This window comes from Saccharothrix luteola (assembly GCF_020859565.1).
Taxonomy (GTDB): Bacteria; Actinomycetota; Actinomycetes; order Mycobacteriales; family Pseudonocardiaceae; genus Actinosynnema; species Actinosynnema luteola.
In genome coordinates, this window is the sequence record NZ_JAJHUO010000044.1 from 1 (window position 1) to 21,553 (window position 21,553).

Annotated in this window: 20 protein-coding genes; 3 read left to right on the top strand and 17 right to left on the bottom strand. The window is 71.8% G+C overall.

Annotated features, from left to right (window positions below; translation table 11 throughout):
- Positions 1–26: 26 nt before the first annotated feature.
- From LNK82_RS42125 to LNK82_RS42145, 5 genes are all read right to left on the bottom strand, one after another.
- Positions 27–317, bottom strand: coding sequence for a WhiB family transcriptional regulator (locus LNK82_RS42125; protein ID WP_230566217.1), 291 nt, complete (start codon positions 315–317; stop codon positions 27–29).
- Positions 318–425: 108 nt separating this feature from the next.
- A complete protein-coding gene (locus LNK82_RS42130; RefSeq protein ID WP_372470431.1) occupies positions 426–620 on the bottom strand; it encodes a hypothetical protein in 195 nt (64 codons plus the stop codon).
- Entirely contained in the window at positions 617–1,600 is a 984-nt protein-coding gene (locus tag LNK82_RS42135) for a TIGR03557 family F420-dependent LLM class oxidoreductase (protein ID WP_230566218.1), read from the bottom strand. Before LNK82_RS42135 ends, LNK82_RS42130 begins: the two co-directional genes overlap by 4 nt.
- 9 nt (positions 1,601–1,609) lie before the next feature.
- Positions 1,610–3,394, bottom strand: coding sequence for a thiamine pyrophosphate-requiring protein (locus tag LNK82_RS42140; RefSeq protein WP_230566219.1), 1,785 nt, complete (start codon positions 3,392–3,394; stop codon positions 1,610–1,612).
- 889 nt (positions 3,395–4,283) lie between these two features.
- Entirely contained in the window at positions 4,284–4,940 is a 657-nt protein-coding gene (locus LNK82_RS42145) for a M50 family metallopeptidase (protein WP_230566220.1), read from the bottom strand.
- A 71-nt stretch (positions 4,941–5,011) separates the two neighbouring features.
- Here LNK82_RS42145 and LNK82_RS42150 point away from each other — a divergent pair, with 71 nt between their 5' ends.
- Positions 5,012–5,956, top strand: coding sequence for an aldo/keto reductase (locus LNK82_RS42150; RefSeq protein ID WP_230566221.1), 945 nt, complete (start codon positions 5,012–5,014; stop codon positions 5,954–5,956).
- 87 nt (positions 5,957–6,043) lie between these two features.
- Here the strand turns inward: LNK82_RS42150 and LNK82_RS42155 are convergent, their stop codons facing one another.
- Positions 6,044–6,826, bottom strand: coding sequence for a DUF4383 domain-containing protein (locus LNK82_RS42155; RefSeq protein WP_230566222.1), 783 nt, complete (start codon positions 6,824–6,826; stop codon positions 6,044–6,046).
- Between the two features lie 620 nt (positions 6,827–7,446).
- On the opposite strand from LNK82_RS42155, the gene LNK82_RS42160 reads away from it, so the two are divergent.
- Entirely contained in the window at positions 7,447–8,403 is a 957-nt protein-coding gene (locus tag LNK82_RS42160; RefSeq protein ID WP_230566223.1) for a zinc-binding dehydrogenase, read from the top strand.
- A 59-nt stretch (positions 8,404–8,462) separates the two neighbouring features.
- Here LNK82_RS42160 and LNK82_RS42165 read toward each other — a convergent pair whose 3' ends face one another.
- The 6 genes from LNK82_RS42165 to LNK82_RS42190 form a co-directional block, all read right to left on the bottom strand.
- On the bottom strand, positions 8,463–9,164 hold the full coding sequence (locus tag LNK82_RS42165) for an anti-sigma factor family protein (RefSeq protein WP_230566224.1): 702 nt from the start codon (positions 9,162–9,164) through the stop codon (positions 8,463–8,465).
- Positions 9,161–9,712: a sigma-70 family RNA polymerase sigma factor gene (locus LNK82_RS42170; RefSeq protein ID WP_230566225.1), complete on the bottom strand. Its 552-nt coding sequence runs from the start codon at positions 9,710–9,712 to the stop codon at positions 9,161–9,163. Before LNK82_RS42170 ends, LNK82_RS42165 begins: the two co-directional genes overlap by 4 nt.
- 81 nt (positions 9,713–9,793) lie before the next feature.
- On the bottom strand, positions 9,794–10,702 hold the full coding sequence (locus tag LNK82_RS42175; RefSeq protein WP_230566226.1) for a DUF1996 domain-containing protein: 909 nt from the start codon (positions 10,700–10,702) through the stop codon (positions 9,794–9,796).
- A gap of 79 nt (positions 10,703–10,781) precedes the next feature.
- Positions 10,782–11,240: a hypothetical protein gene (locus tag LNK82_RS42180; RefSeq protein ID WP_230566227.1), complete on the bottom strand. Its 459-nt coding sequence runs from the start codon at positions 11,238–11,240 to the stop codon at positions 10,782–10,784.
- Positions 11,241–11,381: 141 nt separating this feature from the next.
- Entirely contained in the window at positions 11,382–13,451 is a 2,070-nt protein-coding gene (locus LNK82_RS42185) for a PQQ-dependent sugar dehydrogenase (RefSeq protein ID WP_230566228.1), read from the bottom strand.
- 282 nt (positions 13,452–13,733) lie between these two features.
- On the bottom strand, positions 13,734–14,120 hold the full coding sequence (locus LNK82_RS42190) for a DoxX family protein (protein WP_230566229.1): 387 nt from the start codon (positions 14,118–14,120) through the stop codon (positions 13,734–13,736).
- A 135-nt stretch (positions 14,121–14,255) separates the two neighbouring features.
- On the opposite strand from LNK82_RS42190, the gene LNK82_RS42195 reads away from it, so the two are divergent.
- On the top strand, positions 14,256–15,152 hold the full coding sequence (locus tag LNK82_RS42195; RefSeq protein WP_230566230.1) for an RNA polymerase sigma-70 factor: 897 nt from the start codon (positions 14,256–14,258) through the stop codon (positions 15,150–15,152).
- A gap of 3 nt (positions 15,153–15,155) precedes the next feature.
- Here the strand turns inward: LNK82_RS42195 and LNK82_RS42200 are convergent, their stop codons facing one another.
- The 5 genes from LNK82_RS42200 to LNK82_RS42220 form a co-directional block, all read right to left on the bottom strand.
- Complete coding sequence (locus LNK82_RS42200; RefSeq protein WP_230566231.1) at positions 15,156–16,538, bottom strand: alpha/beta hydrolase family protein; 1,383 nt, start codon at positions 16,536–16,538, stop codon at positions 15,156–15,158.
- Positions 16,539–16,656: 118 nt separating this feature from the next.
- Positions 16,657–17,226 (bottom strand): ArsR/SmtB family transcription factor, encoded by a 570-nt coding sequence (locus LNK82_RS42205; protein WP_230566232.1) that lies wholly within the window; start codon positions 17,224–17,226, stop codon positions 16,657–16,659.
- A 9-nt stretch (positions 17,227–17,235) separates the two neighbouring features.
- On the bottom strand, positions 17,236–17,484 hold the full coding sequence (locus LNK82_RS42210; protein ID WP_230566233.1) for a hypothetical protein: 249 nt from the start codon (positions 17,482–17,484) through the stop codon (positions 17,236–17,238).
- Between the two features lie 137 nt (positions 17,485–17,621).
- Complete coding sequence (locus LNK82_RS42215; RefSeq protein ID WP_230566234.1) at positions 17,622–19,367, bottom strand: AMP-dependent synthetase/ligase; 1,746 nt, start codon at positions 19,365–19,367, stop codon at positions 17,622–17,624.
- An 11-nt stretch (positions 19,368–19,378) separates the two neighbouring features.
- Positions 19,379–21,499, bottom strand: a complete 2,121-nt coding sequence (locus tag LNK82_RS42220; RefSeq protein ID WP_230566235.1) for a molybdopterin-dependent oxidoreductase — start codon at positions 21,497–21,499, stop codon at positions 19,379–19,381.
- Positions 21,500–21,553 lie beyond the last annotated feature (54 nt).

Here is a 21,553-nt window from a genome sequence, read left to right on the forward strand (position 1 = left end):
CCGACCGGCGGCGGCCAGGTCGGTCCTCAGGCGGCGGAGCGGCGGCGGCCGGCGATGATCCGGCGGCGTTCGTCCTCGCCCATGCCGCCCCACACGCCGTACGGCTCCTGGACCGCGAGCGCGTGCTCGCGGCACGGGTCCACGACGGGGCAGCGGGCGCAGAGCTGCTTGGCCTTGTCCTCGCGGGCGGCCCGGGCGGAGCCGCGCTCGTTGTCCGGGTGGAAGAAGACCGCGCTGTCACGGCCTCGGCACAACCCTTCCTTCTGCCAGTCCCAGACGTCGGTCACGGGCTTGGGCAGGCGCGCGGTGCTGGTCATCGGACGAACCCCCTTGCGGTGTCACAGGTGCTTGATCACGGCTTACCCGCTGGTCCCCCGTGGGCAAACGTGGTGCGCCTCATCGGATGGATTACCGGGGGAGGTGGATTACTCCGGTTCCTCCTGCGCCAGCCGCTGGTCGAGGGTCTCGCCCTCGCGCAGCTCGCGCGGCGTGGTGCCGTGGCGGTCGGCGGCGCTCCAGTGCTCGGGCGGCTCGACGCCGCGCTCCAGCGGGTCGACGTCGAGCTCGTCCTCGTCCAACTGCTCGGTCTCGTCCAGCGGGCGTTCGTTCGGATCGGTCATCGCACTCCTCCCGGCGTGGCGAAGGCGCCCTCCAGCTCGGGCGCGACGGACTCGGCCCAGAACGCGAAGAACCGCTCCTGGTCCGGGCCGATCTGGTTCACGTACACCTCGTCGTAGCCCGCGTCGGCGAACTCGCGGACGCGGTCCACGTACGGCTGCGGGTCGGGGCCGACGGGCAGCGCCTCGGCCACCATGTCCTCGGTGACCAGCGTCGACGCCTGCTCGAAGTGCCGCGGCGTCGGCAGCACCTGGGCCAGTTCGCCGGGCAGCTGCTCGTTCGCCCAGAGCCGGTGCGCCGTTCTCACGCCCTCCTCGGCGGAGGGCGCGTGGCACACCTTGAACCCGGCCTGGGTCGGCTTGCCCTCGCCCCCGGCGGCGCGGAACTTCGCCACCAGCGACGGGTCCGGCATGGTCGAGCACAGGCCGTCGCCGATCCGCCCGGCCACCTTCGCCGCCTTCGGCCCGAACGCCGACACGTACACCGGAACGGGTGACGGCGGCACCGTGTAGAGGCGCGCGTTCTCGACCGTGTAGTGCTCGCCGCGGTGGCTGACCTGCTCGCCGGTCCACAGCGCCCGCATCACCTCGACGGCCTCTTCGAGCATCTCCAGCCGTTCCGGGGCGGACGGCCACGGGTCGCCGAAGATGTGCTCGTTCAGCGCCTCGCCGGTGCCGACGCCGAGAGTGAACCCGCCCCGGCACTGGACGGCCGCCGTCGCCGCGGCCTGCGCCACGACGGCCGGGTGAATCCGCAGCGTCGGACAGGTGACGGCGGTCGTGACGGGCAGTGACGTGACCTCGGACAGCGCGCCGATGACGGACCACACGAACGGGCTGTTCCCCTGCTCGCCGTTCCACGGGTGGTAGTGATCGGAGATCCACAGGCGCTCGAACCCCGCCTGCTCCGCCCACCGCGCCTGCTGCACCAGCTCGCGCGGTCCGTGCTCCTCGCTGGAGAGGAAGTAACCGATGCCGACCATGGCCACCGGTTACCCGCGCAGGAATTCCTGAACCTTGGTCGCCACCCCGCGCTTGACCACGTCCCACGCGTCCGGGTCGCCCCTGAGCATCGCCTCGGCGGTGGCCTTGGCCTGGTCGAACGTCGTGTGGGGCGGGATCGGCGGCACGTTCGGATCGCACCGCACGTCCAGGACCACCGGCCGTGAGGCGGACAACGCCTCGTCCCACGCGCCGCCCAGGTCGGCCGGATCGGCCACGTCGATCCCGCCCAGCCCGACGGACCGCGCGAACGCCGCGTAGCCGATGTCGGGCAGCACCTGCGACTCCTCGAACTTCGGCGCGCCGCCCATCGCCCTCAGCTCCCACGTCACCTGGTTGAGGTCGTTGTTGTGCAGCACGCACACCACGCACCTCGGATCCGCCCACTCCTCGTGGTAGCGGGCGATGGTGATCAACTCGGCCAGCCCGTTCATCTGCATCGCGCCGTCGCCGACCAGCGCCACCACCGGGCGTTCCGGGTGCGCGAACTTCGCCCCGATCGCGTACGGCACCCCGGCGCCCATCGTCGCCAACGTGCCCGACAACGACCCGCGCATCCGCCCGCGCAACTTCACCAGCCGGGCGTACCAGTTCGCCGCGGACCCCGAGTCGGCGGTCACGATCGCGTCGTCGGGCAACCGCGACGACAACTCCCACATGATCCGCATGGGGTTCACCGGGTCCGCGTCCACAAAGGACTGCCGACGCAGGGTGTCCCACCACTCGGCCACGTTGCGCTCGACGGTCTCCCGCCAACGCCGGTTCTCCTTGCGCCGCAACAGCGGGAGCATCGCCCGCAACGTCGCCCCCGCGTCACCGACCAGGTTCACCTCGGTCGGGTAGCGCATCCCGATGAACCGCCCGTCGACGTCCACCTGCACCGCCCGCGCGGCGCCGAACTCGGGCAGGAACTGCGAATAGGGAAAGCTCGACCCGACGATCAACAACGTGTCGCAGTCCCGCATCAGCTCGTAGCTCGGCCTCGTGCCCAGCAACCCGATCGACCCGGTCACCCACGGTTCGTCGTCCGGCAGCACGTCCTTGCCCAACAACGCCTTCGCCACACCGGCGCCCAACACCTCCGCCACCTGGCGAACCTCACCACCGGCCCCGCGCGCCCCCTGGCCCACGAGCATCGCCACGCGCTCCCCGGCGTTCAACACCTCCACTGCGCGCTCGACGTCATCCGTCGCCGGGACGGCGGTCGCCCGACCCCGGCTGGGTGCGCTGGACGGCACGTGCTTGAACGCGTGCTCGGGCGGCGTGTAGTCCAGTTCCTGCACGTCGGCCGGGATGATCAGCGCCGTGGGCGCCCGCTGCGCCTCCGCGGTGCGAATGGCCCGGTCCAGGGCGTTGGGCAACTGCTCCGGCACGGTCACGTCGACCAGGTACTCGGACGCGACGTCCTTGAACAACGAGTGCAGGTCCACCTCCTGCTGGTAACTGCCACCCATCGCCGTGCGCGCCGTCTGCCCGACGATCGCCACCACCGGCACGTGATCCAACTTGGCGTCGTACAACCCGTTCAGCAGGTGGATCGCCCCAGGCCCGGAGGTGGCCATGCACACCCCGACCCGGCCGCTGAACTTCGCGTACCCGACGGCCTGCATCGCGGACATTTCCTCGTGCCGCGACTGCACAAACCGGGGCCTGTCCCCACTACGCCCAAAAGCCGAAACCAGCCCGTTGATGCCGTCACCCGGATAGGCGAACACGTGCTCGACCCCCCAGTCGCGCAGGCGGCGCAGCACGAAGTCGGCAACGGTGTCGGTCATGGCGGCCTCCCTGGAAAAGAAAGGGTTACCCGCCCCACCAGCCCTTACTCAGCCCACCCACCGCCGGCGCCCTACCCCGGGCCGGCCGGTGACGCAGGCAGGGCCGGGACGCAGCAGGGCCAGACGCAGCAGGGCCGGTTGGGGCCAGCAAGGTGGGCACGGCGCTGGCAGACCGGCGGCTGACCGGGGATGGCGGCCGGGCGGTGACCGCGGCTGGGCAACGATCGCGGCTGAGCGGGGATCGAGCGGGCCAAGGTTCGGGCGGGCCAAGGGATCGCCGCCAGGCAGGGCTTGCGGCTGAGCGGGGATGGGGGCTGAGCGGGGATGGGGGCAGGGCGGGGATGGCGCGGGGATCGAGGCTGGGTGGAGATCGCGGCGGCACCGATCGCGGCGGCAGGGATCCGGCGCGGGAATCGGGGCAGGGTCGAAGGGCAGGGCCGCGGCTGGGCGGAGATCGCAAGCTGCTCTGTTGACAGGGCGGGGATCGCGGGCTCCGTTGGCGGGGCGGGGGGCGGGGCGGGATCGCAAGCTGCGTTGGCGGGGCGGGATCGCGGCGGGGTGGAGATCGCGGCGGGGCGGGGATCGGGGGGTGCGTCGGCGGGGCATGGCTGGGCTGGGCGGGGCGGGCGTTGGAACCGCACTTGCCCATCCACGCCCCCTGGGCCGTAGTCGCCATGCCTGTCCGCCGCCGGGCCGGCCGTTTTATCCGGCTAACGTGAGACATGCGGTTTGGGTTGTCCTAGGTTGCACTCTTCGCCCGGTCGAGTGATCAACCAACCCGAGCAACCTCACAGGCACCCACAACGGCCCCCGCAACGGACCCGGAACCAACCCACCGAGGCCCGATTTGACATGGGTTCGGGCACCCCAGGCAGGTCGAGCCGGACCCTCACAACGGCAGCAACAACCGCCCGCCCACCACCAGAGTCCCCACCGCCACCCCGGCGAACAGCAGCACCCACACCAACCCCGGCACCCGCGTGATCCGCGCCAGCTGATCGGCATCGGACTGCCGCGCCAACCCCCGCATCCGCCGCCGCTGCAACTCCCCCACCGGCCTGACCCCGCCCAACAACAAGAACCACGTCACGAACAACGCGAACGCCGCCTGCCACTCCACCGTCGCGTACCACGACACGGCGAACATCACCGCCCCGGTCACCACGACCGACAGCACGCCGAACGCGTTGCGGATCATCACCAGCATCCCGGCCAGCAACCCGACCGTCGCCCACAGCAACGGCCGGACCTGGTCGGACGTCACCAGGACCGCCGCGCCCAGCCCGAGCAACGACGGCGTCACGTACCCCGCGAAGTACATCAGCACGACCGCGAAACCGGTCGGCCTGCCGCGCGACACCGTGACCCCGGACGTGTCCGAGTTCAGCTTGATGCCCTCCAGCCTCCGGCCGGTGAGCAGCGCGACGAGGGCGTGCCCGGCCTCGTGCGCGATGGTGATGACGTGCCTGCTGTACCGCCACACGCCCGGACTGGCCACCAGGACCAGCGCCAGCACGGCGGGAGCCCATTTCGTCAGAGTCGACATCGCCACCCAGCATGCCAGGGCCGCACCAGGGGCTTGACCTGGACCGCGCTCCAGCACCCAGGCTGACCGCCATGAGACGACAGCGCATCGGTTCACTGGAGGTCAGCGCCCTGGCGCTGGGCACGCTGCCGTTCGGCACGTCAGTCGACCAACGGACCTCGTTCGCGATCATGGACCGCTTCGCCGAGGCGGGCGGCACGTTCCTGGACACGGCCAACAACTACGTGTTCTGGGACGGTGGCACGGGCGACGAGAGCGAGCAGACCGTCGGTCGCTGGCTGGCCGCCCGGGGCAACCGCGACGACGTGGTCGTGGCCACCAAGACGGGCGCGCGGCCGTTGACGCCGGGCACCGGGCTGGAGAACGCCGAGGGCCTGGCCGGCGACACGGTCCGCAGTGCCGCCGCCGCGAGCCTGGAGCGGCTGGGCATCGACCACATCGACCTCTACTACAGCCACATCGAGGACCGCCGGGTCACGCTGGAGGACACCCTCGGCGGGTTCGCGTCCCTCGTCGAAGCCGGCACGGTGCGGGAGATCGGCGCCAGCAACCACGCCACGTGGCGCTTCGACCGGGCACGGGCGGTGTCACGGGCGAACGGCTGGCCGCTCTACACCGCCGTGCAGCAGCGGTACAGCTACCTCCGACCGCGGCCGGGGGTGAAGCTGCCCGAGGGCGGTCACGTGCACATGACCGACGAGCTGCTCGACTACGCGCAGACCGAGCGGGACGTCACGCTCGTGGCGTACTCGGCGCTGCTCGCGGGCAGGTACCGGGACAAGCCGCTGGGCGAGGAGTACGACCACCCCGGCACCACGCGGCGGCTGAGGGTGCTGCACGAGGTCGCGGCGGAACTCGGCGCCACGGTCAACCAGGTCGTGCTCGCGTGGCTGATACGCCAGGACATCATCCCGCTCGTGGGCGCCACCTCCGTCGCACAGGTGGAGGAAACGCTGGGCGCGCTCGAGATCGAACTGGACGACGACCAGGTGGACCGCATGGACTCGGCGACCTGAACAGCGAACAGCGAACAGCGCACGGTCCGTTCGGGACCGTGCGCCGTTCGCGCGTCTTGCCGTCAGCGCGTCAGACCAGCCGGCCCATCACCGGCTGAACCGCGACTTGTGCTGCTCCGCGATGGCCGGGTCGATCGGCTGGACCGGCCGCGGGTTCACGGTCGGGTCCATCGACTCGACCCGCTCGTCGCGGTACGCACCGTGCGGCGCGTCGTCGGTGCGCTGCGCGGGCATCTCCTGCGTCACCGGATCGGCCTTCGGGTCGCGGATGCTCGCGTCCCGCTCGTACCGGGCCTGCTCCCGACGCCGCTCCGCCTCCCGCCGGTCCGCGATCGTCTCGCCAGGACCCGCGACCGTCTCGCCGGGGCCCGCGACGGGCGCGATCGGCTCCCCGGTCCGCGTGTCGACCGGCGGTTCCGTCACGATCTTCCGCCGCGCCGGCAGCACCGCGATCAGCAGGCCGACGGCGGCGAGGCCGAGGTGCAGCCAGTTGTCGTTGACGTTGAGCGCCAGCGGGTTGCCGAGGCCGGCCACCGGGTTGGTGGAGAACACCCCGGCCAGGGCCAGGCCCCACAGCAGCACGGCGCCGTAGCCGATGAACAGGATCCAGCCGTACAGGCGCGCCAGGCCGGACGTGCTCGCCATCAGCAGGCCGAGCACACCGAACGCCAGGTGGACCACGTTGTGCAGCGGGTTCAGCGTGAACCCGAGCAGCATCGCGTGCTGGTCGCCCGCGAAGTCGCCGAACCCGGTGCGCACGAAGCCCAGCACACCCAACGCGAGGAAGACCGAACCGACCAGGCCTGCGAGCACCTGGGCGGGTTGCAGGCCCGCGACCTTGACGCGACCGACCGTCGAGTGGTGGGTCATCTCGCCCTCCAACTGAGGACCACGAGCCCGTCTGACCGGGCTCCGGACGACCACCGACTACCCGTCCGGTCCGAGCCGCAAACAGGAGCCGCGAACGGCGCGTCGCCGCCCCGACCCGGTACCGGGGCCGAATGGCGGCGGGGGACGGGCGCACGAACCCGTCCCCCCTTTCCCGACAGGAGTCACACACCCCGCCGTGCCGGGGTTTATCCGCCCCGACCCACCCCATGAAGGCCGGGCGGCCAGCGCCACGCCGAATGCGTGCCGATCATTACAGCCAATAGGCCGATAAGATTTCCCAATAATCACGCACCGTGTCGTCGGATTCGACGCATGCGAAGTATGGGCAGGTCAGGAGCGCTGGACCCGGTCACCGGACGTGCGCGTCGCGGAGCCGTTCCACTCGGTCTCCTTGCTGTTCACGAAGGTCCCCTTTGTGGTTCGTCGAACACCACTGCGGTGTCACCACGACTATCTCCGAACCGGCCGCTCGCGTCAAAGTAATTACGGCGTTCGCGAATTCATCGGACCAACCTCCGGTCCCATCGGGCAGGATCGCTTGACCTCGACTTAACTCGAACTCCTAGCGTGGCCGGCAGGACTTCAGAGGGGATCAGGACATGCACGCCATCGTTCAGCACGAGTTCGGCCCGGCCGAGAACCTGCGCTACGAGCAGGCGCCGGACCCGGAGCCGGGGGCAGGCCAGGTGCGGATCGCGGTGTCCGCGGCCGGGGTGCACCTGCTCGACACGTCGATCCGCCGCGGTGAGCACGGTGGGCCGTTCCCGCTGCCCGAACTGCCCATGACGCCGGGTCGGGAGGTCGCGGGGGTCGTCACCGCGCTGGGCGACGGGGTCGAGCCGCACTGGCTGGGCAAGCGCGTCGTCGCGCACCTCGGCCAGGCCAGCGGCGGGTACGCGGAGCAGGCCGTGGCGAACGCCGCCTCGCTGCACGAGCTGCCCGACCACGTGTCCGACGACGCGGCCGTGGCCATGATCGGCACCGGCCGCACCGCCGTCGGCGTGCTGCGCATCGCCGAGCTCACCTCCGACGACGTGGTCCTCGTGACCGCGGCGGCCGGCGGGCTCGGCGCGCTGTTCGTGCAGGAGGCGAAGGCGGTCGGGGCCAAGGTGGTCGGCGTGGCGAGCACCGCCAAGCTGGACCTGGTCCGCCAGTTGGGCGCGGACGTGGTGGCCGACTACACCCGGCCGGGCTGGGACGAGGGCATCGGGCAGGTCACCGTCGTGCTCGACGGCGTGGGCGGCGAGGCCGGCCGCAAGTCCCTGGAGCTGCTCGGCGTCGGCGGCCGGATCCTGCTGTTCGGCTGGTCCGCGGGCGAGCCCACCGCCATCGACACCGCCGACCTCTACCGGCTCGGCATCACCGCCTCGGTCGTCGTCGGGCCGCGGATGATGAAGGGCACGAACCTGCGCGGGCTGGAGGAGCTGTCGATGCGCGCGTTGGCCGAGGGCAGGCTGACCCCGCTGACCACGACGTTCCCGCTCAGCGAGGCCGCCAAGGCGCACGCCGCGCTGGAGGGCCGCGCCACCGTGGGCAAGGTCGTGCTCAAGCCCTGACACCGGTGAGGCCCCCGTGCGCGACGACCACGCACGGGGGCCTCACCGGTCTACGCCCGCTACACCGGCACCGTGACGATCCGCTCGTCGTCGAAGGTGCGCACCTCGATCGCCGCGACGTCCTCGGGCGCGATGAGCGCCGAGCCGTCGAGGTTGGTGCCGTCCTCCTCACCGGCCGGCGAGACGAGCCAGCTGCCCGCCTCCGCGCGCCGGCCGTCCTTGGCCACGACGATCAGCCTGCACTTCTCGCCCTGCTCGACACCCGCGACGGACGCGTTCACCCGCACCCACCCGGCGGCGGGCCTGACCTGCACGGTCATCCGCGCGCCGGTGACCGGGTCGGTGGCCGACCCGAGCTTCGTCCCGGCGGGCGGCACGGGCGCGGCCGTCGTCCCCTGGACGGCGCCCACGTCGGGCGCGGTGCCCCGGCCGACCGCGAAACCACCGCCGAGCACGACCGCGGCCACGGCCGCCGCGACCAGCCCCAGGCCGACCTGGCGACGGCGCAGCCGGGCGCCGCGCTCGGCCCGCACCTGCCGCAGCGTGCGCCGCAGCAGCAGGTCGCCGCCCTCGGGCGGGCCGTCGAGCAACGCCTCGGGCGGCACGTCGCCCATGGCCTCCTCCATCGCTCGCAGCTCGGCCAGCTCGCCGCCGCACCGCGGGCAGGACGCCAAGTGGTCCTCCACCGCACGTGCCTCCCGCTCGTCGAGCACGCCCAGCACGTATGCGCCGAGCAGCTGTGGATCGTGGTTCGTGGTCATCCGGCCACCCCCTTCAGCGCGACCTGTTGCCCGACGAACGTCTCTCTCAACGCCCGCAGCGCGTAGTGGGATCTCGACTTCACCGTGCCCGGCGGCACCCCTAACGCCTCGGCCGCCTCGGTCACGCTCCGGCCGCGGAAGTAGATCTCCATCAGCACGTCGCGGTGGTCGGACGACAGCCGGTCCAGCGCTTCGAGCACCACCACCGAGTCCACCACCGAGTCCGCGTGGTCGCGCTGCACCGGCGTGGCCGTCGGCGCCTCGGCCACCTCCCGGGGTCGGGCCGCCTTCGCCCTGAACCGGTCCGTGACGATGTTGCGCGCCACCGTGAGCAGCCACCCGCGGACCGAGCCCTTGCCGTTCACCAGGGCGTCCGGGTGCCGCCACGCGCGCACGAGGGTTTCCTGGACGACGTCCTCGGCCGACGCCCGATCACCGGTCAACCGCGTCGCGTACGCGAGCAGCGCCCGCCCGTGCTCCTCGTAGAGGGATCGGATCAGTGCCTCGTCGGCCGCGGCCTCCCGTTTCCGGGACCACAGAGCCGCCATCCACCCACTCCTCTCGTCAACTCCCGCCCTGGACACGGACGCCGCAGGCGTTCGGTTCACCGCGGGCGGCGGGGAGTCCGGTCAGGAGCAGGTCTCGCCGGCGTTCAGGCAGGTCGTGACGCGGTCCATCAGCGCGACCGGCATGACGTTGACGAACATCGCGTGGTCCGTGCGCGGGTCGCGCAGCTGCTCGGGGAAGCTGTCCAGGGCGTAGGGCCGCCCGGCGGGCACGGCGTACGCGACCCGCACGCGCAGCTTCGGCACCGGGAACGTGCCCGGCCGGCACACCCCGTTCGACCCGGGGAACTCGGCGTGCGCCCGGTGGCTCGGGCTGTCGGTGTTGCGGCCGTCCCAGCAGCTCGGGAAGTCGAACGTGCGCAGCACCGCGCCGCCCGGCGCGCACTCCGGGTAGCGGTCGGTGTGCCGGTCCTCGAACCCCGTGCAGCTCCACCGCGCCCGGCCGCGCCCGCTGGTCAGCGCCGCCGGGTCGCCGGTGATCATGCGCAGGAACCTCGGCATGGGCACGACCTGGCTGACCGGGCTGCCGGTGAACGTGATCTCCACCCTCGACGGCGGCAGCACCTCGCCGGTGTTGCCGTGCGCGCCGCCGCCGGGCGCGTGCTCGTCGTGCCCGGTCCGGTCGGTCAGCCGCAGCACCGGCCAGTAGTAGGTGGACCGGTCCTCCGCCGGGCAGGTGGTCCCGGCGGCGGCCAGCGAGTCGTCGGTGGAGCCCGCGTGCGTGCTCAGGTTGCCGACGTACTCGTGGGTGTGGTGCGCGCCGGACGGCTGCCCCGGCGCGATGACCATGTTGTCGGCGTTGAGGTGACGTGGTTCGTTGCGCCCGCAGTCGACGCGGAACGTGCCGGTCGACGCGTCCTGGGTGGTGGTGACCGACTCGACGGCCACCGGCACCTCGTCGATGGCCACGGTGCGGCTGTCCGCGCAGCCCGTCGCCAGCACGAGCACCAGCAGCAGGGGCGACCACCTCACGGCCGACAGCTTATTCGGACCCCGGCCGCCGGCCGCGCGGCCGGGACGGTGCCCGCACGACCCTGCCCGAGTGGGCAGATCACGGCGCCCGGGTCGTCGAGGTGACCAGGACCCGGCCGTCCTCCGTGACGACGCTGACGGCGGCGAGCTCGTCCGGGCCGACCACGGCGGCGCCCGCCAGCGCGGTGTCGCCGAGCCGCGGGGCGACCCAGCCGCCCGCCACGTGACGCCGGCCGTGAACGTCGGTGACCACGAGCAGGCACCGCTCCCCCGCGTCGACGCCGGCCACCACCGCGCTGAGCCGCACCCACCCGTCGGCGGGCGCCACCGTCGTGGTCAGCCGCACGCCGTCGGCCGCGGTGGCGACCAGCAGCCGTGCCCCGGGCGCGCGGTGCCGGCCGAGGTGGACGCCGCCGGCCAGCACCGCGGCGGCGAGCGCGACGCCCACCACCGTGACGACGCCGCCGCGACGCCTGCGGTCACACGCCCGCTCCGCGCGGACCTGGCGCAGCGTGCGTTCGAGGATCGGGTCGTGCATCTCTTCTCGTTCGGCTCGTGCTCGGACGTGTCCCGAGCGGCACTCACCACACGCACCCGTGGGACGTCCGGTTCAACCGCACGCGTCGAGGCGGCCCCGGACCGAGCACCGGGACCGCCTCGCGAGCACTTCAAGACCCGCTCAGTTCAGCTGCACCCTGAGGATGCGGCTGTTGGAGTTGTTCGGCGTGCTGTCCCGGTCGTCGCTGGTGGTCAGCCACAGGCTGCCGTCCGGCGCGGGCTCGACGGTGCGCAGCCGGCCGTACGTGCCCTGGAAGTGGGTCGTCTCCGAGCCGACCGTCGTGCCGCTGATGACCATCCGGTAGAGCCTGCTGCCGCGCAGCGTGGCCATGTACAGGGCGTTGTTGACGACGGCGATGCCGCTGGGCGAGGCGTTGGCGGTGCTCCACGTCCGCTTCGGCGCGACGTAGCCGGAGCAGTTGCCCGACGTGCCCTCGCACGACGGCCAGCCGTAGTTGCCGCCGCGCTCGGACAGGTTCAGCTCGTCCATGATCGTGTTGCCCAGCTCGGCCTGCCACAGCCTGCCCTGGCCGTCGAACGCCAGGCCCTGCACGTTGCGGTGCCCGTAGGTCCACACGTACCGGGCGTTGCCGCCGTTGCCGTAGAACGGGTTGTCGGTCGGCGCGGAGCCGTCGGCGTTGAGCCGCAACACCTTGCCGCCCAGGTTGGACAGGTCCTGCGCCCAGTTCGGGTTCTGGCCGTCACCGGTGCCCGCGTACAGCTTGCCGTCCGGGCCGAACCGCAGCCGGCCGCCGTTGTGGTAGCGGTTGCGCGGGATGCCGGTGAGCAGCACCTGCAACGACGACTGCACCAGGGCGTTGTTCTGCACCTTCATCCGCACGATCCGGTTGTCGTTCGCGGCCGTGTGGTAGATGTACAGGTAGTTGTCGGAGGCGAAGTTCGGCGACACCTCGATGCCCAGCAGGCCGCCTTCACCGCTCGTCGTGACGACGTTCGGCACCGTGCCCAGGGTGGTCTTCACCCCGGACGGCGACAGCTTGACGATGTCGAACGCGTCGCGCCGCGAGTAGACGCCCGACCCGTCGGGCAGGAAGTCCAGGCCCCACGGCACGTCGTTGTCCGTGGCCAGCTGCGTCACCGCACCGACCTGGTCGCCGCCCGACGACGTGGTGGCGGTGATCGCCATGCTCCAGTCGGAGACGTTGCCCACCGCGTCGTACGCCCGCACGTTCATCAGGTACGAGGTGTTCGGGCGGCGTCCGCCGATGGTGGCCGAGGTGCCCGTGGTCTCGCCCACCGGTGAGCCGCCCGCGAGGACCTCGTAGCGGGTCACGCCGACGTTGTCGGTGGACGGGTTCCACGCCAGCGACACGGAGTTCGCCGTGACGCCCGTGACGCGCAGTCCCGTCGGCGTGGTCGGCCGCTCGGTGTCGGCCTGCGCGGGCGGTGTGGTCACCTCGAGGTTGTTGCCCGCCTGGGAGATGTTGCCGGCGGCGTCCTTGGCGTTGACGTAGTAGACGTACGAGCCGTTGGGGTTCAGGCCGGTGATCGTGGTGGACGTGCCGGTGACGGACTTGACGAACTGGCCGCGCTGGTAGACCTCGTAGGACGTGACGCCGACGTTGTCGGTGGCCGGGTCCCAGGCCAGGTCGACCGAGGTGGGCGTGACGTTGGCCGAGCGCAGGTTCGCCGGCGGTGACGGCGGCGTGGTGTCCGCCTGCCCGATCTCGCCGAACACCTGGAACTCCTGCAACGAGTAGCCGTGGTAGGTGGCCGTGCGGCAGCGCGTGGTGCCGTACATCCGGACGTAGCGACCACTTCCGCTCACCACGAGGTCTTCCACGCCGCCCGCGCCGTTCGCGGTGGTGTGGACGCTGGTCCACGTGCTCGCGTCGGACGACGTCTCGATCCGGTAGCCGCGGGCGCACGACAGGTCCCACTGGAGCCGGACCCTCGTGATCGCGGCCACCGCGCCGAGGTCGACCCGGATCCACGACGGGTCGATGCCGCCCTGGCTGGCCCAGCGGGTGGACGAGTTGCCGTCCACCGCCGCCGAGGGCGCGAAACCCGAGCTGCCCGACGACGACGCGGTGGCCGGTTTTCCTTGGGAGAGCAGGACGGGAGCCGCGCTCGCGGGCGCGGCGGACACCAGGGCGGACGCCACCACGGCGAGCGCGGTGGCGAGCGAGCCGAGCGAGGTCGACCAGGCGCTCCTAGTACGGGGTGCCACAGATGCCTCCACAGTCTTTGACGACTCCCCCTTGGCGCTGGGGGATTGGCGCGGCGGCGAAGCGGCGGCGGAGGAGGACGGAGACGGGCGAGCGCGGGTTCAGGGTCTGAGTCTGCGGAACTTGCGCAACAGTTGACCCCCGACCCGGTCGCGTGCAGTCATTCGTCCTGTGGACTGAAACGGTAAGGGCTTTCTCCCACAGCGTCCAGTGGCGTTCCGGGCGATGTGCCCGAACCGCCGCTGGTGCCGACGGCCGAGCTGCTGTCCACTGTGGACGTGCCGCTAGCCGGTGAAGGGCACGGCGACGAGCCGGCCCCACAGCACGAAGGCCAGCAGCGCCAGGTACACGAAGTCCACCACCACCAGCTTGAACTCCCGACGCCGGAAGCGGACGACCGCGGCGCCGACCATGACGATCATCAGGCCGACGGCGGCCGAAGGCACCAGGACCGGCGCGACGTCGAGCACGGCGGGCAGGACCAGGCCCAGCGCCCCCAGCACCTCGAACGCGCCGATGGCCTTGATGGCGCCCGCGCTCCAGTCCTCGGTCCACGCGGCGCTGTGGCCGGTGGCGGCTATCTTCTGCTTGGACAGGACGAGCTTGCCGCCGCCGCCGAAGAAGTAGGCGGCGGCCAGCACGCCGGTGATGATCCACAGGGCGAGGTTCACGGGTTCCTCCTGGTCGAACGGCTGTCGAACGGCTTGTCGACCACGAGACGCCGGTGTTCCGGGCCCTGTGACAGGCCGGGCGCGTGACGCGCGTTACACGGCGTCGGACCGGCGGCGAACAGGCAGGAGCGACCGATGGGCGGCACGGCGCAGACGCGTCCCGCGACCGAGGCGTTCGTCGCCCACCGCAACCTGCTCTTCACCGTCGCCTACCAGATGCTCGGGTCGGCCGCCGACGCCGAGGACGCCGTCCAGGAGACCTGGCTGCGGTGGGCGGGTGTCGACCTCGACACCGTGCGCGACCAGCGGGCGTACCTGGTCCGGATCGTCACCCGCCAGGCGCTCACCCGGCTGCGCGCGCTCGGCAGGCGCAAGGAGTCCTACGTCGGCCCCTGGCTGCCCGAGCCGCTGCTGACCACGCCCGACGTGGCCGAGGACGTCGAGTTGGCCGACAGCGTCTCGATGGCGGTGCTGCTGGTGCTGGAGACGCTCACGCCGACCGAGCGGGCGGTGTTCGTGCTGCGCGAGGTGTTCGACGTCGGCTACGACGAGATCGCCGAAGCCGTCGACAAGACCCCGGCCGCGGTGCGCCAGATCGCGCACCGGGCCAGGGCCCACGTCGCCGAGCGCCGGCCGCGCGGCGCCACCGACCCGGCCGAGACCAGGGCCGCGCTCTCGGCGTTCCAGCGGGCGGTCGAGACCGGCGACCTGCAGGGCCTGCTCGACGTGCTCGCGCCGGACGTCGTCATCCTCAGCGACGCCGGCGGGTTCAAGCAGGCCGCGCGCAAGCCCGTCGTCGGCGCCGACAAGGTGGCCCGCTTCCTGGCCGCCCGCTGGGACGTCGTCGGCACGCGGACGACGACCGAACCGGCGCAGGTCAACGGCGGCCCGGCGGTGATCCTGCGGCTCGACGGCGAACTGGACGGCGTCGTGGCGGCGCGGGTCGAGGGCGGTCTCGTCACCGGCCTCTACTTCATGCGCAACCCGGAGAAGCTGACGCACGTGGCGCGGGAGACGACCCTGAGCCGGTGACGGCTACGGCACCAGCAGGCCCCAGTGGACGGCCCAGGGCACGAACACCGCGCCACCGGCCACCAGCAGGCCCAGCCGCACCCGGTGCCCCGCCGTGAGGTCGGCCCTGGCCTGCCACACCCTCACCCCGGTGACCGCGGTGGCCACCACCACCGCCACCGCCAGGACCTGCAGCCCGAGCCACGGCAGCGGCCGGCCGAGCACCACCGGGCCGAGGCTCCTCGCGCCGCTCGACGCCAGGTGGCCGAGGTAGCCGACCAGGCCGAGGACGCTCAGCAGTCCGGTCGTGGCGAGCAGACCCGCCGGTCGACGCAGGGGTGGCGTGCTGCGCAACCGGCGGACCGCCGCGCTCAGCCCGTACCCCGCGAACGCGACCAGCAGCACTAGGACCGCGACGACCTGCGCCGCCGGTGATCCCGGCTCGACCGGGGTGCTCAGCCGCTCCTGCTCCGGCGGTGTCCCGACCTCCGCGGTGCGCGGTCCGGTCACCCAGGAGGCGACCCGCGCCAGATAGGCCGGCGCGATCTCGTCACCGCGCTGGAAGCCGTCCGGGGACAACCGCATCGTGTGATCGGCACCGGGCACCGAGAGCAGCGTGTAGTCGCCGTTGCCGCCCCGGTCGAGCGACTCCTGGAACACGCGCAGGCTCTCGGCTCCGGGAATCACCCGGTCGAGATCACCCCACAGGGCCAACACCGGTTGGGTGACCCGGGCCAGCACCGGCGCCGGGTCGTAGCCCGACTCGGGGAACAGGCCGGCGCCGACGAGCAGGCCGAGCGTCGTGCGCGAGACGGTGTCCACCAGGGAGCCGGACACACCGGCGGCGGCGAGCCGGTTGACGAGGTTCCACGACTGCTGCCGTTCGGGCGCCGTGCCGGGTGCTCCGACCGTGACCACGAAGGCCACGTCAGCCGACTCGGCCGCGGCGATCGGGGCCACCCAACCACCTTCGCTGACGCCCCACAGGCCGGTCCGGGCCGGGTCGACGCCCGGCTGGGTCCTCAGCGCGCGCAGGGCGGCCAGCGCGTCGTCGGCCAGGAGTTCGAAGTCGACGTCGGACTTGGACCGCTTCGGCCGCTTGTCGTAGATCAGCGTGACGATGCCGGACCGCGCGAACGCCTCCGCCTCCTGGCGGTAGCCGTCCCGCGAGACCCGACCCGAGCCGTGCACCATGACCATGGCCGGGTGCGGGGAGTCCGTGTCGGGCGCGATCACGGTGCCGTGGAGCGTCAGGTCTCCACTCGAAAAGGTGATGTCCTGCTCGACCAGGCCGGATGGCGCGGCTTGGGCGGGTGGTGACAGCGCGGCCGACGCCGTGCCGACGACCAGCGCCGCCAGCAACCGGACGAGGGCACGACGAAGTCGCGAGTTGCGTTCGGGGAGCACGGGTGCTCTCCTTCCCGAGGAGGTTCGCACGTACGAGGAACACGCCGGTTCCGGCGTGGTGCCGCGGCTTCCGCCCGCCCGGGTCGTCGAGTGCCAGCTCGACGGCCCGGGCTTCGTGTCAGGGGCGGTCCGCGGGGCCGGGGACGGGGAACGCGAAGAAGCGCACGGCGACGTGCCGCGCGTCCGCGGGCGTCTCGTCCACCGGTCGTTGGTAGCGCTTGAGCAGCGCCATGTACTCGTCGAAGAACTCGTGCAGCTCGGGCAGCGTCAACCGCACCGAGCCGCGGGAGTGGGGCAGCGCGTCCGCCCACTCGCCCAGCTCCGACCGCCGGGCCAGGAACTCGTCGAACAGCTCCTGGTCGGCGGCCAGCTTGAGCTGCCTGAGCTGGTCCACGAGGGTCCGCACTTCCGGGTCCGCCGGCGCCCGGGGCCCGCGCAAGTCCTGCACGGGCGCGCGCCACCACCGTTCACGGCCGTGCGCGCGCTCGGGCACTTCCTCCACGAACGCGTGCTTCGCGAGCATCCGGAGGTGGTAGCTGGTCGCGCCGCTGCTCTCGCCGAGCGCCTTGCCGAGCGTGCTGGCCGTCGCCGGACCGTGCTGCCCGAGGTGGCGCAGGATCCGTTGGCGCAACGGGTGCGCGAGCGTGCGGAGTTCGTCGACGTCGGAGATCTCGCGCGGTGCGACCATGGTGCAAAGCTAGCGTTGCAAAGCCTGCTTTGCAACCTCGTCGTGCAACCGCACCCAGTCCTCCCGCCGGTCACGCCACGCGTCGCTCGCGAAGAGCGCGGCCTTCGCTTCCGCCGTCGAGAGCCCCAGGACGCGTGACGCGACGTAGGTGGTCTCGACCGGCGACTTCCCCCGTTCCCGCAGCTCGCGGAACACCTGCTCGCCATCCCGACCCGCCATGCTCGTCACGAGCACGTCCAACGCCGTCCGATCCACCACCCGACCTCCCTCACCGCAGCGGGAACGGCGGCTCGCCGCACGACCGGGCGTCGACCTGGAACCCGCCACAGGACCCCGGCCGCGCGACTTACCAGACGTCGTCGTCGGGCCGCCGCCGATCCACGCCCGACAGTGGATCAGCTGTAGAGCCCGTCGTACAGCGCGGCGTGCGTGGAGTGCACGACCTTCCGCTTCACCTTCAACGTCGGGGTCAGCTCGCCCTCGTCCTGGCTCAGGTCGCGGTCCAGCACGGTGAAGCGCTTGATCTGCGAGACGTGCGCGAAGTGGGAGTTCGCCTCGTCCACCACGCCCTGGATCAGGTCCCGCACCTCGGACGTGCGGGCCAGCGCGGGCAGGTCGGTCGGCAGACCCCGGGCCTTCGCCCACGGCACGATCTCGTCCACGTCCAAGGTGATCAGCGCGACCAGGTACGGCTTGAGGTCCCCGTAGACCACCGCGTGCGAGATCCAGCGCGACTGGCGGAGCTGGTTCTCGACGTTCGCGGGCGCGATGTTCTTGCCGCCGGCGGTGATGATGATGTCCTTCTTGCGGCCCGTGATGGTGACGAAGCCGTCGTCGTCGACCTCGCCGAGGTCGCCGGTGTGCAGCCAGCCGTCGGTCAGCACTTCAGCGGTGGCGGCGGGGTTGTTCCAGTAGCCCGCGAACACGTGCGGTCCCTGCATCAGCAGCTCGCCGTCCTCGGCCACCTTGAGCTGCAGGCCCGCCATCCCGAACGTGCCGACCGAGCCGAGCTTGTGCCGCGCCAGCGTGTTCACCGTGCCGACACCCGTGGACTCGCTCATGCCGTACCCCTCCAGCACGGGCACGCCGGCGGCCGTGAAGAACTCCAGCACCTCCACCGAGATCGGCGCCGCGCCCGACAACGCCTGCCGCAGCCTGCCCCCGAAGATCGCCCGGACCTTGGCGAACACCGGGTCCACCTGCTCGAACGCGGCCGCCAGGTCGGGCGGCAACGGCCGGCCGGCGGCCTGCGCCCGGCGCACCGCCAGCCCGACCTCCACCGCCTGCCGCAACCGCTCCGCCGGCACGCCGGCCGTGGCGGCGGTGTAGATCTTCTCGAAGATCCGGGGCACGGACGGCAGGAACGTCGGCCGCACCTGCGCCAGCTCCGCCACGACCTTCGACGTGTCGCCGCCGTAGAACGCGACCGCGTGGCCCGTGTAGAGCGCGCCCAGGTGCACGATCTGCGCGAACACGTGCGCCAGCGGCAGGAACAGGTACGCCACGTCGTCGGGCAGGACGTACGACAGCTCCTCGCTGAGCCGGCACATCGTCAGCCAGTTCCGGTTGGTGAGCACGCAGCCCTTGGGCGGACCCGTGGTGCCCGAGGTGTAGATGATCACGGTCGGGTCGTCCGGGTCGATCGCCGCACGGCGGTCGTCCAGCTCGTCCGGCAACGGCGACGTGCGCCCCTGCGACCGCAGCTCGTCCAACCCGCCACCCTCGATCACGATCACGTCCCGCAACGAGGGCACCTGCTCGCGGATCGACTCGACCTTGTCCCGCTGCGCGTCGTCCTCCGCGATCACGAGCACCGCACCCGAGTCGCCGATGATCCACGCGCACTCCTCCGCCGCGCTCGACGGGTAGATCGGCACCACGACACCACCCGCCGCGAGCACCGCCAGCTCCGCCGCCGACCACTCGACCCTGGTGTCCGCCAGCACGCACACCCGGTCCCCCGGCTCGACACCCAGGTGCACCAGCCCGGACGCCAGTTCCATGACCCACTCGGCGACCTCGGTGAACGTCAGGTCGTGCCACTGCCCGTCACGCGAGTGGCGCCACGCCACCCGGTCGTCGTGCGCCTGGGCGGCGGTGAAAGGCAGGTCGGCGATGACGCGTGCCGTGGTCGCGGGCATGGCGGTGCTCCTCACTGGACTGCGGAAGGGGTGACGCGCACGTGGACGCCGTTGAGCACGGCGGTGCCCGACAGCGGGTCCACGGCCAGGTCGTCGGTGAGCAGGTTGACGTTGACGCCGGGGTGGGCGCGCGCGGTGGCGAGTCGCGTGCCCGGCCGGTCGTGGCCCCACCCGTGCGGCAGGCTGACCACCCCGGCGGCCATGTCGGCGCTGACCTCCACGGTCACCTCGACCTCGCCGACCCGCGACGCCACCCGCGCCGGCCCGCCGTCCTCGAGACCCAGCCGCGCGGCATCGGCCGGGTTGACCAGCAACGTGCACAACTGCTTGCCCTTCACCAACGCGGGCACGTTGTGCAGCCACGAGTTGTTCGACCGCAGGTGTCGCCGCCCCACCAGCACCAACCCGTCAACGGGCCTTCGCAACGCCGCCAGCACCCGCGGCACGTCGGCCGCGATCGGCTCCGGGCACAGCTCGATCCGCCCGGACGGCGTGCGCAGGACTTCCGGCACCCGACTCGTCAACGCCCCCAAGTCGACCCCGTGCGGCCGTTCCAGCAAGTCGTCCACCGACAACCCGTACGCCCCGGCCCGCAACCGGGCGTCCAACAGCCGTTCCTCACGGCTGTACCCGGACTCCCCCGACAGCCCGACCAACGCGTCGAGATCCGCGTCCGCCCCGAGCCCGGCCAGGATCCCGGTCAACCGCAACAGGATCTCACCCTCGTCCACCTCGTCCGCTCCGAGCGGCACGGGGGGCCGCGAGTACTTCGCCACGTTCCGCACCGTGAACGACAGGAACGCCAAGTCGTAATGGGCACGCCTGCTCGGCGGCGGAGGCGGCAGGATCACGTCCGCGTGCCGCGTCGTCTCGTTGAGGTACGGGTCGACCGACACCATGAAGTCCAAAGTGGACAAAGCGGCGTCCAACCGACCCGAGTTGGGCACCGACAACGCCGGGTTCCCCGCCACCGTCACCAACGCCCGGACCTGCCCCTCACCGGGCGTCTCGATCTCATCGGCCAACGTGACGACCGGGAACTCCCCCGCCACCTCGGGCAGCCCCCGCACGCGACTGCGCCACCGCCCGGTGGCGAACCCCTTGCCCGACCCCGTCCCCCGCCGCATGTGCGCGGGCATCGGGAACATCGCCCCACCAACCCGATCCAGGTTCCCGGTCAGGACGTTCAGCACGTCCACCAACCAACTGGCCACTGTGCCGAACTCGACCGTCGTCGTGCCGATCCGCCCGTACACCGCCGCCCGCGACGCCGCCGCGAGCCGATGCGTCAACGCCCGGATCTCCTCCGCCCCGATGCCACACCGCGCCGCCACCGCCTCCGGCGTGAACGGCCGGGACAGCTCCCGCACCCCTTCCACCCCGTTCACGTGCGGCGCGAGGTCCTTCAGGTCGACCAACGACGCCGCGAACAACTCGTTCACCATCGCCAGCAGCAGGAACACGTCCGTGCCCGGCACGATCGCCAAGTGCTGATCGGCAGCCGCCGCCGTCCGACTGCGCCGCGGATCGACCACCACGAACGCCCCACCACGCCGACGCAACGCCTTCAACCGCCCCGGCACATCCGGAACCGTCCACAGACTGCCGTTCGACGAAAACGGATCCGCCCCCAACAACAACAAAAAGTCCGTCCGGTCGACATCCGGCACCGGAATCGAATACATCCCCCCGTAGAGCAGCCCGGACGACACGTGCTTGGGCATCTGGTCGACCGTCGCCGCGGTGAAGAAATTGCGCGACCCCAACGCCTTCCTCAACCCACCCGCGTACAGCCCACCGGCCAACGAGTGCACCGTCGGATTCCCCAAGTACAGGGCAACCGAATCCCGACCATGCTCACCGATAATCTCACTCAAACCTCGATCGACCAGCGCGAACGCCTCACCCCACGACACCGCCTCGAACGACCCACCACGCCGCGCCAACGGCCCGCGCAACCGATCCGGATCAGCGTCCAACGCCCCCAACGACGCACCCTTGGGACAGAGGAAACCACCGCTGAACGTGTCCTGCCGATCACCACGAACACCAGTGATCCGATCCCCCTCGATCGTCAACTCCAACCCACAGGTCGCCTCACACAACGGACACGTCGTAAACGCGGTACGCATACCCCTCCTCACCCCAACAACCACCAGCAGGCTGGTGTTATCAACGAGCCCACA